General features: G+C 49.6%; 12 protein-coding genes. 6 read left to right on the forward strand and 6 right to left on the reverse strand.

Going from position 1 to position 13,236, the window contains the following annotated elements; genetic code table 11:
• Nucleotides 1-61 precede the first annotated feature (61 nt).
• Complete coding sequence (locus SYK_RS08655) at nucleotides 62-376, reverse strand: FmdB family zinc ribbon protein (protein WP_281763186.1); 315 nt, start codon at nucleotides 374-376, stop codon at nucleotides 62-64.
• A gap of 449 nt (nucleotides 377-825) precedes the next feature.
• On the opposite strand from SYK_RS08655, the gene SYK_RS08660 reads away from it, so the two are divergent.
• Complete coding sequence (locus SYK_RS08660) at nucleotides 826-1,329, forward strand: hypothetical protein (protein WP_281763187.1); 504 nt, start codon at nucleotides 826-828, stop codon at nucleotides 1,327-1,329.
• Nucleotides 1,330-1,400: 71 nt separating this feature from the next.
• Here SYK_RS08660 and SYK_RS08665 read toward each other — a convergent pair whose 3' ends face one another.
• Nucleotides 1,401-1,619: a hypothetical protein gene (locus tag SYK_RS08665; protein ID WP_281763188.1), complete on the reverse strand. Its 219-nt coding sequence runs from the start codon at nucleotides 1,617-1,619 to the stop codon at nucleotides 1,401-1,403.
• 167 nt (nucleotides 1,620-1,786) lie between these two features.
• Entirely contained in the window at nucleotides 1,787-2,377 is a 591-nt protein-coding gene (locus SYK_RS08670) for a hypothetical protein (RefSeq protein WP_281763189.1), read from the reverse strand.
• 171 nt (nucleotides 2,378-2,548) lie between these two features.
• Between SYK_RS08670 and SYK_RS08675 the strand changes: the two genes are divergently transcribed.
• The 5 genes from SYK_RS08675 (at nucleotide 2,549) to SYK_RS08695 (ending at nucleotide 8,434) form a co-directional block, all read left to right on the forward strand.
• Complete coding sequence (locus SYK_RS08675; protein ID WP_281763190.1) at nucleotides 2,549-2,821, forward strand: acylphosphatase; 273 nt, start codon at nucleotides 2,549-2,551, stop codon at nucleotides 2,819-2,821.
• Between the two features lie 145 nt (nucleotides 2,822-2,966).
• Nucleotides 2,967-4,379 (forward strand): sensor histidine kinase, encoded by a 1,413-nt coding sequence (locus tag SYK_RS08680; protein WP_281763191.1) that lies wholly within the window; start codon nucleotides 2,967-2,969, stop codon nucleotides 4,377-4,379.
• 13 nt (nucleotides 4,380-4,392) lie between these two features.
• Entirely contained in the window at nucleotides 4,393-5,745 is a 1,353-nt protein-coding gene (locus SYK_RS08685; RefSeq protein WP_281763192.1) for a sigma-54-dependent transcriptional regulator, read from the forward strand.
• A gap of 109 nt (nucleotides 5,746-5,854) precedes the next feature.
• Nucleotides 5,855-6,811 (forward strand): chemotaxis protein, encoded by a 957-nt coding sequence (locus tag SYK_RS08690; protein ID WP_281763193.1) that lies wholly within the window; start codon nucleotides 5,855-5,857, stop codon nucleotides 6,809-6,811.
• A 30-nt stretch (nucleotides 6,812-6,841) separates the two neighbouring features.
• The gene (locus tag SYK_RS08695) at nucleotides 6,842-8,434 is read left to right on the forward strand and encodes a DUF885 family protein (RefSeq protein WP_281763194.1); all 1,593 of its coding nucleotides are present in this window, start codon (nucleotides 6,842-6,844) and stop codon (nucleotides 8,432-8,434) included.
• Between the two features lie 37 nt (nucleotides 8,435-8,471).
• Here the strand turns inward: SYK_RS08695 and SYK_RS08700 are convergent, their stop codons facing one another.
• From SYK_RS08700 to SYK_RS08710, 3 genes are all read right to left on the reverse strand, one after another.
• Nucleotides 8,472-10,178: an HD-GYP domain-containing protein gene (locus tag SYK_RS08700; RefSeq protein WP_281763195.1), complete on the reverse strand. Its 1,707-nt coding sequence runs from the start codon at nucleotides 10,176-10,178 to the stop codon at nucleotides 8,472-8,474.
• A gap of 60 nt (nucleotides 10,179-10,238) precedes the next feature.
• A complete protein-coding gene (locus SYK_RS08705; protein ID WP_281763196.1) occupies nucleotides 10,239-10,619 on the reverse strand; it encodes a response regulator transcription factor in 381 nt (126 codons plus the stop codon).
• Between the two features lie 115 nt (nucleotides 10,620-10,734).
• Nucleotides 10,735-13,236: an ATP-binding protein gene (locus tag SYK_RS08710; RefSeq protein WP_281763197.1), complete on the reverse strand. Its 2,502-nt coding sequence runs from the start codon at nucleotides 13,234-13,236 to the stop codon at nucleotides 10,735-10,737.

Consider the following 13,236-nt stretch of genomic DNA (forward strand, 5'->3'; position numbering starts at 1 on the left):
ACCAAATTTCAAGGCCGGAAAAACCATGAAAAAAGGCAGCCGTAGCTGCCTTGTGCATACATCAGGATGCGGAACCTGCAGAAGACGTGTCCGCGGCAGGACACTTCGAAGCCGGGGCCGATTCGGCCTTGGTCGAAGGCTCACTGTCGCCACCACTAGAGGGTTCTTGCGCTTCACCGGGCTTGCACCCGGACTTCGTGGCACCATATCCATCGGCATACCAGCCAGACCCTTTCAAGTGGAATGAACTGTGAGAGATAAGTCGTTTGGAGACTCCCCCACACTCGGGACATGGAAATTCCTTATCCTCGAAACCGGATTGCCATTCCTCAAAAACGGACTGACAAGACTGACATTGATATTCATAAATAGGCATGGTGCAAATTCTTGAAAAATTGTGAATGAAGTAAAAAGACTCTGCAGGTAGGTTGCCAGACGTGAGTCGACACCCGTAAAGGCACCATAAGCGAAGCGAGGCAACGCCGATGGAACTTCACGGTGTCAACACGACAGTTGGTACCGTCAAAAAAACAATCGAGCTAGGCTTTAGCGGCCTTGGCTTCCTTGACTGCTGCCTTGAGGGCTTTCTTGCGACGCTGACGTTTACGATCCAATTCTTTCATACGTTCGTGCTTCTTGTGGCGTGCCATTGTGGTCTCCTTGATATTTCAGCCGATAAGGGCTTTTCTTTATTGCGAGCCGCACTTCATATACCAATCATCAACACTTTGTCTACCCCCGCGAACCTCGATTTTCCCTTGACTCGGCTCACAAGGATGTCCATATTCCCCATCCAAGACATTAACCCAATGAAGGATTATAGTAATGATTCGAAGCGTGAGTGTGAAAAATGCGGTCAAGGACGCCCTTGAGGTTTTCCAGTTCGACCAATGGCTCAGGTTCTACTTCGTGGTGGAGAAAGGCGAAGAACTCCGGATTGAGATGCCTGACGAAGAGTTGGACAAGATCAAAGAGAACCGCCCCGAACTGCATCGTTTCGCCGATATGGTAAACAATGCGGTCACCGACTACAAGCGATCCCAGGAAAATGTCTGTTCCTACGTGGCTTCCCGTCTGGACGGCCAGAAGTACGAGGCCACAGTCCTTCCGCAGGTGTTCGATAATGCCACATTCAAAGTGGAAATGTACATCTTCAACGTCTGGCTCAAAATGCATGAGCAACATCTGGACGAAGAATACATGGATTTCGACGGTTGGTTGGAAATGTACAGTGAATGGAATGCCCTGGACGAAGTCACGGAATACCGTACAAAGCTTCTGAAAAGCGGCACTGATCCACAATTCCCGGCTTGCGACACCACTCAGTAGTCCCAACACATACGACGACAAAGCCCCCGCAACCATATAGTTGCGGGGGCTTTGTCGTATTCAATGATCCATTATTTCTTTTCTTTGGGTTTCTTGCCGGTACCTTGTTCCACGCCGGTCACTTTACCGCCCTTCCCTTTGATAATGATCTTCCGGGGTGGCTGCGGGGCTGGTCGCTGTGGCTGATTGGAGGCCACGAGCCAAGAGTCCGTCTGAGAGTGGACATCCACTGCCAAAGCTGGGGAAAACATCAGTAGAGAGAGGACTGTTCCCAATATAATTTTCTTCACTCGGGCCTCCAGTAACTCTTGAGCAAGGAGTATGCCCAAGACAACTCCCCTTCTTTATTCAACTAAAAATAAAAACAATACGTCGACTCTGCAAATAATGCGCAGTACGAACCATGATTGCCCTTGATAAAAGAATATCCCCCCTGACGAAACACTGTCAACAATGCTCAATAACGAATGGCGTCATCCAGATAGAGAGACAGCATAGCCGTATCAATGGCTTTCTGCGTTTGGTCGTCGGTCGGATCAATGTATACGACAAACGTCAACATGCCCTTACGGGTATAAATTATATACGTCAGACCGCGCATTGCCTGATCGCCTTGCCCCATTTCCGTCACAAGCCGCAGGACTTTTTTGTCCTTGTAGTAGGTAGCGGTTTTCAGGGTCACACATCCGGGATTCTCCACTTCATGCAATGGAGATTTTTTCAATGACCGAACAATGAAATTGTTAAAATTAGAAATGTCTGCCGGACGCATTTTTCGACCAGGCTTGGCCTCCACCAAAAGTTGGCATTCACGCCCGCTTTCAGAATTGATATAACCGGCCTCCCAGTTAGGCATCAATCCCTGCACAGGCAGCGGCTTGCACGCCCCTTCAGCAATCTCCAGATCACTGTTCGAGGCCACGGTCCAATGCTTCGGCAGCCATATGGTATAGCCGATGTCGGAATTATAATGAGGCAAAGAGGCCGCAGCTGGCAAGGCGCACAAAAAGAACGCACACAGAGCGGCAAAAATACATATTTTTCGCATGGAAATCCTCTGCTTCACGATTGAGAAGCGGTCAGAGCAGGGAGTGACTCTATCGTTGTACTCAACAAATGACAACCCCAGACCTTGGCAAATTCTACGCCTCCCTCTTTTCATACTCTGTAAAATCACGTACGTTAGAAGTGTAAATAAATCCCTATTCGGAGGTTCACCATGAAAAGTTACAAATGTATCGTTGAAGGGGAAGTGGCTGGAGGGCCTTTCCAGTCCTGGGTTCGCAAGACTGCGGAACAGTTGGAATTAACAGGGTGGGTTCGCAACATCGCAGACAAAAAAGCGGAAATTCTGGTTCAGGGTGAAGCAGGAAAATACGCCCTATTCCGGGAGCGGCTCATGACCGAATCACCGGCCGTCGGCAAAAAGAACGTATCCTGTTCCGCTCTTGATTACGACAAAGAATACAAGACCTTTGAAACCCGTGGTTAACTGGTTGAACATTTTGACGACTCATCGTCACACACAAAACCAGGCCATCGTAAACAATCGCGATGGCCTTTTTTCGCAAACAAAAAACAAATGATCAGTCGAAGCTTTATTGCTCTGCCTCCACGAATACTCTAAAGAGAAAGCTATGCCTAAGGTTCGCCATCTTTCCATTGCCGCCAAGCTCCTCATCTGGGCGAGTGCGCTAATTATCATCTTTTTCACCACCACAGCCTTTCTGTTCTGGCAGGTCCGGCAAGACGCTGAAGTGTCAAGCCAAATCGTGACCGAGAATCATGATTTGGACTCTGCAATTCAACGTATGTTGGAACGCCTGTATAGCGTGCAGGACAACATTCGACGCTACCGTCTGCTGGGTGGAGACGAAGCCGCTGTGGGATTCATTGTGGAAGACCTGACCCGATTCGGTGAGATTTTAGATGAAACGCTGAAAAAGCACCCGAACCACACCGAAGAATGGGAAGAGTTGACCAAAGAGTATGAAATCACGCTCGACCCAGGTGAAACCACGGATGACAACCTGACGCCTAATGTCACAGTCCGAGAGTGGACCGATATTCTGGAACAAAGCCTGTTCGACAATGTGGCCGACATGGAAACCCGGTTGAACATGCTTCATGATGCAGGACAAAGAGCTGCCGACATCGGCCTCTATGGATTACTGGCCTGTCTCGCTCTCGGCGTCGGGGGCGGATTAATACTGGCGTGGTTTCTGAATCGATCGTTGACCGAAGTACGACGAGGCATCCGCGATCTTGGCACCGGGGCTACCCCACGCGATGTCCGCATTCTTTCCGGTGATGAACTGGGAGAACTTGCACTGGCTTTCAATGCCATGGCCGCACGCCTTCGACGGGAGGAACAAATGCGTTCGGATTTCATCGCCATGCTTTCTCACGAAATCAGGACGCCCATGACATCGGTCCGCGAGGCTGTTGACCTTGTTGAATCCGGCGCGTTTGGCGAGGTGAACGAAAAACAACGGAAATTTCTGCGCATCGCCGAAAAGGAATCGGCACGTCTTTCCGACCTGCTGACTAAACTGCTCTCAGTTTCCCGCATGGAATCCGAGACACTCGATCTTCACAAGCAGGAAACCGATGGGGAATGGCTTGTGTCCTCCACCCTAGAAAGGTTAACCCTCGCTGCAGAGGCCAATGGCATCACGCTTATTTCAAAAGCTACACCCATGACCTTTACAGCCGACCCCGAACACATCAGACAAGTCCTCATGAATCTGGTGGGCAACGGCATCAAGTTTACCCCGCAAGGAGGCACTGTGACCATCACCGGCACAACCTCGCCCGACAAAGTAACCTTCTGCGTGCAGGACACTGGCCCAGGTATCTCGGAAGAGGAACAGGATCGGGTTTTCCAAAAATATTATCGAGAACCGGAAGTCCGCGACAGCGTGGATGGGACGGGTCTCGGACTGGCTATATCCAAACGCATCATTTTGGCGCACGAAGGCCACATCTGGCTGACCAGCAACCCCGGACACGGCTCGACATTCTGTTTCTCCCTACCCGCCAAGACATGAATAAGGACACATAATGAATACGACCATCGACATACCGACCATCCTCGTGGTGGATGACGACGAAAATATCCTGCAAGTACTGGAAGCGCGTCTACTGTCTTCCGGCCTGACACCTTTACTCGCAGACCGGGCCGAAACGGCCCTTGAAATGCTGGCGAATGAACAGGTAGACCTAATCGTTTCCGATGTAAAAATGCCGGGAATGGGAGGACATGGCCTGCTCAAGGAAGTCCTTGAAAACTGGCCACATATCCCCATCATCATGCTCACGGCCCACGGGACAATTCCGGGAGCAGTGGATGCCATACAGACTGGAGCAGCAGACTACCTGACCAAACCGTTCGACGGTAAAGAACTGGTACGACTTATCAGATCAAAATTGGAAACCGGCATCCCTCCCGTTCAGATACGGAAGCCTTCAACCACACACTTCTCTCATGAGGGATTACTGGGCGGCACAGCCCCGACAATGGCCCGTTTTCTGGAGTTGCTCGAACGGGTCGCCCGATCCACTGCCACGGTCCTGCTGTTTGGCGAATCCGGCACGGGTAAGGAAAAGGCGGCACGGATACTCCACGACACCAGTCCACGCGCCAAAGGCCCCTTCGTGGTGGTGGACTGCGGTTCCACCCAGCCCACACTGCTTGAAAGCGAACTCTTCGGGCACGTCAAAGGATCTTTCACTCATGCTATGAAAGATAAAAAAGGCCTCATCGAAGAAGCCAATGGCGGCACCCTCTTTTTGGATGAAATAGGGAACATTTCCCCTGACATGCAAACCCGCCTTCTCCGTTTTCTCCAGGAAGGCACAATCCGCAGGGTTGGCGACAACACCGAACGGAACGTCTCCTGTCGAGTCATAGCCGCCACCAATTCCAACCTCCCCCGAATGGTGGCAGACGGAGATTTTCGCGAAGACCTGTACTATCGATTAAAAGTCGTCACCCTGACCATCCCTCCACTACGTGAACGCAAGGAAGACATTCCGCTCCTCGTCACAGGATTTCTCGACGAGTTATGTGCTGCTCAAAGTCGCCCTCTATTGTCCATTAAAAAGGACGCCATGGACCGGATAAACGGCCACGTATGGCCGGGCAATGTGCGCGAACTGAAAAACACCATCGAAGCCGCACTCGTCTTCTGTGGCGAGGACACCATTACAAGTCAGGATTTACAAATTGAAGAACTGCCGACAGATTCTCCAATTCTTCAGGGATCGAGCCTGTCACTTGAAGACAATGAACGGGAAACCATTGTCCGAGCCTTGAAAGCGACCCGCGGAGTCAAAAAAAATGCTGCCGACAGGCTGGGCATCAGCCGGCGGGCCATCCACTACAAAATCAAAAAATACGGCATCGAAGAATAGCCTATTTTTTTTAGGATTGCCCCTTTGCCGAGCTTGCGTCCTGCGAACCCCTTAGTATATGTAAAGGGTTCGAATTTGCCAAACCTTGGAGACTCTGGAGAGACCTCGCATGAGTGAGACCAATATCCTGCTCGAATCAGGCACCAATGAACTTGAAATTGTTGAGTTCTTTCTCGACGACGAGCGACCGAACAGCACCTATCGCGGCTTCTACGGAATTAACGTTGCCAAGGTTCTGGAAATTATTCAAATGCCTGAATTAACGGAAATGCCCGATGTGGCCCATGAATCTGTGATGGGAGCCTTCAACCTGCGAAATGAAATCATTCCGCTCATCGACTTGGCAAACTGGCTCGGCAAAACTCGAGCCCCATCCGAGGCTCCCAAAGTCATCGTTACAGAATTCAACCGCACCAAAAGCGCTTTTCTCGTTTCCGGCGTGACCCGCATTCACAGAATCAACTGGAAAGAAGTCGAAGCTCCCACCAACTATGTGTCTTCGCTGACCGCACACTCCATAACAGGTGTCGTCAAATTTACTGATCGCATCATTTTCATTCTCGACATGGAAAAAATATGCATGGAACTGAATCCCGGCGCCACCCCGGCTAATGAAGTCACCGAGGCCGTCAAAGAACAAATTTCCAATGAGGAACACCGCGTTCTGTTGGTCGACGATTCCAGCATGGCCCGAAAAATGATCGCTAATATCCTTTCCGAATCAGGGTTCAAGGTACACGCCGAGGAAAACGGCGACCACGCATGGCAATACCTGCAATCAATCAAAGCCAAAGCAGAAAATGAGAGACAACCGCTGACAAACTATGTAAACGCCGTGATCTCGGATATTGAAATGCCCGCTATGGACGGCCACAGCCTGACACGAGCCATCAAGGATGATACTCTTCTCAAAGACCTGCCCGTTATCCTGTGCTCTTCCATCATTACGGAGACCCTGCACCACAAAGGTATAGCTGTCGGTGCTGACGATCAGGTTTCCAAGGCTGAACTGGGAGAACTTGCTCCCAGAGTATACAAACTGCTCAAAACGGACATTGAAGGTTAATCCTACCAAACCGTGCATGAGCGCACATTCATGAAAATCAAACTCGCAAAAAAATATTTCGCATACCTCGCTAAACACTTCCCTGTTATGTGTGCATCAGGAGCTTTTCCCTTGCTGCCGCCTGCAACAGAATCCTCAAAATGGCTCGACCAACTGGACGACCTGTCTCGCAAGGGCATCGCAAAACACAGCGTTGCACTTAAGCGATTCAGGGATGACTTTCTGGCCGCAGCATCCAAAGCGGACACACCCGATTCGGCAGCACAGGCACAAGCCTTTGCCTTGAGTGCCAGTGGAGTTATCACGGAACTGGACAGTATCCGTACCTGGGAAAAAGCCCCGGAACTGTACCTGCAAATCGCCTTCACAGGTCTAGAACAGACCGTGACAATGCCCGCAAAGAACGAACGAACTCGGCAAAAAAGATTCATCAAAAGGCTCAGAGGCATCCCTAGTCTGCTGGCACACGCACCTATTAACGTCGAAGCGATCAGCGCATCCAGCCGTGGAGACTCTCAGACGATGGTCAGAGACTGCGCACGGTATCTAACCGATTTGGGCAGTAGCGAACTCGGCCAGACAGGCAAAGCACCTAAATTTCTTGGAGAAGCCCTGTCCAGCCTCAAGGATTTCGACCGATTCGTTACATCCAGACCGGAAATCCCGGATGATCTCGGACCATCGTTTTCCATCATGACGGAAAACGTACTCGGCTCAAAACGGAACCCTGACGAAATATTTGCCATAGCAAAAGAAGAATACAACAAACGTTTGGAATCTCTGCACTGGTTTGAATCGGAGATTGGCAATGGCAAAAACTGGCGAGAACTTTACGACGAATACCAAGGACCTCCCACGGAGAACCTTGAAGCCGTGGACCTTGTTGTCCGGGAAATCCACCGTCTCCGTGCATTTATGCAGGAATCTCCACTGGCAAAAGTTTTTGCCGATATGGGATTGCGCATTGCTCCCCAACCGTTGCATCTGGCTTCTTCTCTGCGCCCCATACATCTCGATCCGGCCCTCGGCGCATGGGAAAACGACCCCTCGCACTGCTATGTCAGTTCTCATCTTTTCACTGGCAGAGGATTCCGTGATGACCCGGTTCGTTTGGCCCGCGCCCGCAAAGAATTTCCTTTCATGACAGCCATGCAAACCTATCCAGGCCGCCATTTGCTCAATTCTCAAAGACGCTCCTTGGGAAAATCTCCGATGGCACAAATAACCAACCCGCTCTTCATGGCGGGATGGCTTGCCTTTGCCGAAAATCTCATGGATGAACTGGGATATCTTGAAACACCACTCGACCGCCTGACGCACCATAAACGAGGTCTGTGTCGTGCAGCCTTGGCAATGATCGACGCCGGACTGGCTGTGGGATCAATGGATCAAAGCCACTGCTTGTCCATTCTGAAAGAAGCCGGATTTTCACACGAAGAAGGGTTGAACCACATCCGGGATATTCGCTTGACCCCATCTCGCAGAGCCATGCCCATTCTGGGACTCTATGAAATAACCCGACTCAGAAAAAAATCACGGCTGAAACTCGGCCCATTCTGTACGGCCCTGTTCGCAGGAGGACAGCTTTCCTTCGCGCACATCGAACAACATATGTGCAGCTGATCTTTAAAATCACTTTGGGAGAATGGCCGGGAATCGGCTAGAGCGTAGAAAAATTTCCAATTTCCGAAAGATGACTGACACGAGTAATTTTGACCCGTTCGGACAAAGCTTCGATCCGTTCAAGATTTTCAAGGAAGCATGCAGTCAATTCGTGATCCAATCGCCCCGCTTCCGCATCCTTTTTCAAAATCTTCACGGCTTCACTCCGTGTATACGCAGGCTTGTAATGTCGCTCCTGAGTCACGGCATCATAGATATCCACAATAGCCATCATACGACTCTGGATGATGATTTCATCCGCTTTCAAACCATCTGGATACCCGGAACCATCAAGACGTTCGTGATGCTGACGAATAATGGCCAACATGTTGTTATAATTGCCATGCATGGGGATATGCTGAAGGATTCGCTCACTTTCAGCCGGATGCCGCTGAATTTCTTTGCGCTCATCCATGGTCAAATTTCCGTACTTCAACAGGAGATGCTCCAATTCATCGTCGTACAGATACGACAGACGCGCTCCGCCTTCATGCAGAACTTTCTCACCCAACTCCTTGACAAATTTCAGGTCACCCTCTTCTGGAGTCATTGCCTTGTTCACAGAACTCACCGTCTCAAAAGCTGACGACCAATCAAAATCACTGAATTGTCCAAGAAGCTGAAAACGGGCTTTAACAACATCCATATGACGTGAACTCAGTCGAGTACGTTTTGTAAGCACGTCTTCCTTGATACCGATCTTGCCTACATCATGCAAAATGCCTGCATAATATATTTCCTTGAGGTCTTCATCCGAGAAAGTCATCTCGGCGCAGTCCCCTTTTTCATTCAAGACATGAGCAAATGCGACCGCCAAATGCGCGACACGTTCAGAATGTCCAGCGGTAAAGGGGTCCCTGGAATCAATGGCTTCGGCCAACGCCTGCAAAATGGCGTTCATTAACTTCTGCACACCTTCGAAGTTGAAGGAGTTACTTACGGAAATTTCAGCCACAGAAGCCAGTGTCGACAGACTGCGTCTATGCGCGGCCTCAAACAGCCCTTTATTTTCCGAAGCCAGAATAAGCAGTCCCTCACACCTATTGGGCGAGGCGATTGGAATAATGATCATGGCTCCAAGGCCGGGCAATTCTCCTGCCCATCGAGTATCCTTATCCAGATCATTGATGATTTCACCATGGCCGGCTTCGGCAACCTCAATGAAGAGATCACTATCGGCCATAGGCTGCAGGTTGGACCCAAAGGGAAAACCATACTGCACTGCTAATCGATACTGCTTGGAGCCGGGTTCCAAAAGAAAGATCATCCCCAGTTCGCCGGGGTAATTCTCACGCCGACACTCATCAATAAGAGCACGGACGACATCACGCATGACCAAAGAAGTATTAATATTCGGGACCGACCGGTGCAACAGAGCCAATTCCCGATATTTGGACAGGGCCTCCTCTGCTATGGACCGTCGAGCCTGCTCCATATCGATGAGTTCCTGAATGGAATATCCTATAAAATCAAGAAGGCGTTCCCCTTCTTCCGGCGAACAGCCATCGTTAAGCTGAATAACGACGCTTCCACCATGGATGATATCGAACTGAATAGGCACGGAAAGAACATTGGGAAGAGCCTCACTGAAACCGTCGTAGGAGTCCGTCCCTTCCACAATAACCACTTCACCTTCATAAGTGATGGCCAAAGGACTTTTACCTCCGGCCAATTCATGAGCCCTACGGAGTATGTTCCGCAGCACTCCAGGGCGTATATATTTTTTAAGTGGTGTCATGAAACGATAAAATACTGATTAAAAAGACTATAATTCCAAAGCTTCTTTGGACACCCTTAGAATCTCATCAGGGTCAAAGGGCTTAGTCATATACATAAGGGCACCAAGCTCCATACCTTGCTTACGGTCGACTTCCTGCCCCTTGGCCGTAAGCAGAATAATTTTGACGCCTTGGAGACTGCCGTCCTCCTTAACGATGCTACAGACTTCATATCCGTTCATCTTAGGCATCATAATATCCAAAAAGACCAAGTCTGGACGTTTTTTTTGAATGAATTCAAGCCCTTCCTCACCATCAGAAGCCGTAAACAGCTCAACTTCAAACTCATCTTCAAGCTCTTCGAGAGTCTGCTCAAGCAGCATTTTGATGTGGACCTCGTCATCGACAATGAGGATCTTCTTGGCCATTATTCACTCCTTACGAATCCGTTGGAAAAAATCCCGCCCATAAAAGGCGCGTAACACTCTTTACATGCCATAAAAACTACTACTCTCGCAATTGTAATAATAGACTTATGTAATTTTACTCACAACCATAATCTGGAAGGATGACGATGGATACGCCCAATAACTTCGTCAATCTTTCCAGATCAATATTCCGATATTCTTCAGCCGGGATAAAGACTGTGCCACGAAACTCGGTTCCCCTGCATTCCCAAAACTCCTTCTCGGTCATGAAAGCGATATCACCCGTGCACAAAAGCGACAGGCTCTCCAGATCGCACCCTTCTCTCTCGCCCAGAACCAAGCATGACTTACATGCGTCCCTCTTCCCAAGCAGCACCCTGGCCGCTTCCAGCAACCTCATTTCGTCAACAGGTTTGGTCAATGCCATATCTCCACCGTCACCCTGCTCTCCACTCAACGCGGTAATAACAAGTACAGGGATATTCCTCGTGGCAGGCAAACTCCGTAAACACCGTATGGCTTCTCGACCATCCATGAACGGCATCATGATATCCATAGTAATAAGATCGGGATTCAACTCCTGAGCCAACCGAAACGCATCTTCACCATTGGTTGCGGAGCAAACTCTAAAGCCATTGTCTTCAAATACTTCCTCCAAAAAACGAATCAATGCAGAATCGTCATCCACAACCAAAATCAATGGTGCGACCTCAGGCTTTGGCGGGATCAAAACTTCGGGCGGCACCTTCGGAGCAAAGACTCTGCCAAGGCATTGTTTCGTCTCAGGAGGCAAGCAAACACCAGACCGCCCGGAAAGGAGAACAAAGTGGAAAGTGCTCCCATGCTCGGGATCACTCTCTGCCCAAATTCGACCGTCATGTCGTTCCACAATTTGACGACAAATCGACAGACCAAGCCCCGTGCCTTCCGGTTTGCTTGTGAGGGTATCCCCTACCTGTTTAAATTTGGCAAAAACCAATTCCAAATCATCAGGAGCGATACCTGCACCATTATCTTTGACAAAGACTTCCTGAAATTCTCCATCTTTTTTTACACCGCAAACAATAGGACTTTTTTCAGTGAATTTAATGGCATTTGAAATAAGGTTGACCACGACCTGCACAAGCCGCCCCGAATCTCCATGCACAAAGGGTAGTCCTTCTTCGATGTCCAACTCAACTTCCAGCCCCTTGGCCTTCCAAAAGCCCTTGGTGGAATTTCGGGATTGCCTGAGGACCTCGGCCAAGGATACCTCACTGTCACGCCACTTGATTTCCCCGGCTTCCATCCGTGCGATATCAAGCACATCATTAATCAATTCGGTCAATCTTTCGGCTTCGGTAACAATTATATCCATGTTGCCGCGAACCTGCTCTATAGGCTTACTCACACTATCCTTGTGTGTCAGCAGAGGGAAAATAACCTGTTCCAACTTTTTCCGAATAATCTTTGAGAACCCGAGAACCGAAGTCATGGGCGTGCGTAATTCATGGGAAACGGTAGAAATAAAATCAGTCTTGAGCTGATCCAGTTCCTTCTCCTTGGTGATATCACGCACCAAAATGACACCACCCAGGCATTGCGAACACGGCTCGGATATACTGACGGAAGAACTTATGGCTTTACCAATCCGCCCACTTGAAAGTGGCAACTCGGCAGACAATATTTCCGAAGAACAATTGCGAACGCCAGAAACCATATCCAACACTTCACACGGGAAGATATCTTCAACCATTTCATCGCGATAATCCTTGTCAGACAAATTAAAAAGTTTTCGCATGGCCGGGTTGATAACCGTAATCTTGCCGGTCACATCCACCACCAACAGACCATCTGCCAAGTTATCAAGAATCGCCGAAAGGTACGCCATATGATCTCGGAGCTCACCGGTAGCCTTGTCCACTTCGCTATTCATTTCCATAAACAGCAACGCTAACTCCTGCCCCATGGACTGCATGGCCCGTCCAAGAAGATTCAGTTCATCCTTGGTCCGAATGTCAATCGTCGCAGAAAAATCATGGGCGGCCAGCCTTCGGGCGTATTCAGTCAGTTGATCGAGAGGACGGGAAATACGCCGAGTAACCAGATACAAAACACCAACACAAGCCCAAAAAGTGAAAAACAGTAAGACCTGCATGTCGAAAATCGCTTTCCAAAAATAACTCACGACCAACTCTTTATCCATCCCGACATGGACATAACCGGCCACACCCGCCAAAACCGGAGCACAGATATCAATCACTCTTCCGAGTGACTCAACCTTCAATTCGGTAACGATCTGCATGTGCTTGGACTTGGGCAAAGGCTTCAAGACATCAGGAACTTCAGGAACAAAGGTATGTGAAACGATAACACCATCAGAATCTACGACAAAAACATATGCCACGCCCTCGATCGCAAGATATTGATCAATCATGGCCTGAGTCGTGGCTGCATTGCGTCCCAACAAGACTTCCTGGCTGGCGCTGGCAATAGCTGTGGCAATGGCCGCCCCCTTGCTGACGTATTCGCTGGTCAAACGATCGTGCAGGGTATAGGCCGCCAACGCAGAGGTCAGAATGGAAATACAGCCGAACAGACAAAAGGCGAGCAGCCCCGTCTTCAAGAAAATGGACAT

Origin of the sequence: Pseudodesulfovibrio nedwellii, assembly GCF_027923765.1 — a bacterium.
Classification (GTDB): domain Bacteria; phylum Desulfobacterota; class Desulfovibrionia; order Desulfovibrionales; family Desulfovibrionaceae; genus Pseudodesulfovibrio; species Pseudodesulfovibrio nedwellii.

Coding starts and splice junctions, on each gene's coding strand:
- SYK_RS08655 (WP_281763186.1), bottom strand. CDS start 376: ATGCCTATTTATGAATATCAATGTCAGTCTTGTCAGTCCGTTTTTGAG.
- SYK_RS08660 (WP_281763187.1), top strand. CDS start 826: ATGATTCGAAGCGTGAGTGTGAAAAATGCGGTCAAGGACGCCCTTGAG.
- SYK_RS08670 (WP_281763189.1), bottom strand. CDS start 2,377: ATGCGAAAAATATGTATTTTTGCCGCTCTGTGTGCGTTCTTTTTGTGC.
- SYK_RS08675 (WP_281763190.1), top strand. CDS start 2,549: ATGAAAAGTTACAAATGTATCGTTGAAGGGGAAGTGGCTGGAGGGCCT.
- SYK_RS08680 (WP_281763191.1), top strand. CDS start 2,967: ATGCCTAAGGTTCGCCATCTTTCCATTGCCGCCAAGCTCCTCATCTGG.
- SYK_RS08685 (WP_281763192.1), top strand. CDS start 4,393: ATGAATACGACCATCGACATACCGACCATCCTCGTGGTGGATGACGAC.
- SYK_RS08690 (WP_281763193.1), top strand. CDS start 5,855: ATGAGTGAGACCAATATCCTGCTCGAATCAGGCACCAATGAACTTGAA.
- SYK_RS08695 (WP_281763194.1), top strand. CDS start 6,842: ATGAAAATCAAACTCGCAAAAAAATATTTCGCATACCTCGCTAAACAC.
- SYK_RS08705 (WP_281763196.1), bottom strand. CDS start 10,619: ATGGCCAAGAAGATCCTCATTGTCGATGACGAGGTCCACATCAAAATG.
- SYK_RS08710 (WP_281763197.1), bottom strand. CDS start 13,236: ATGTCCATTTTCTTGAAGACGGGGCTGCTCGCCTTTTGTCTGTTCGGC.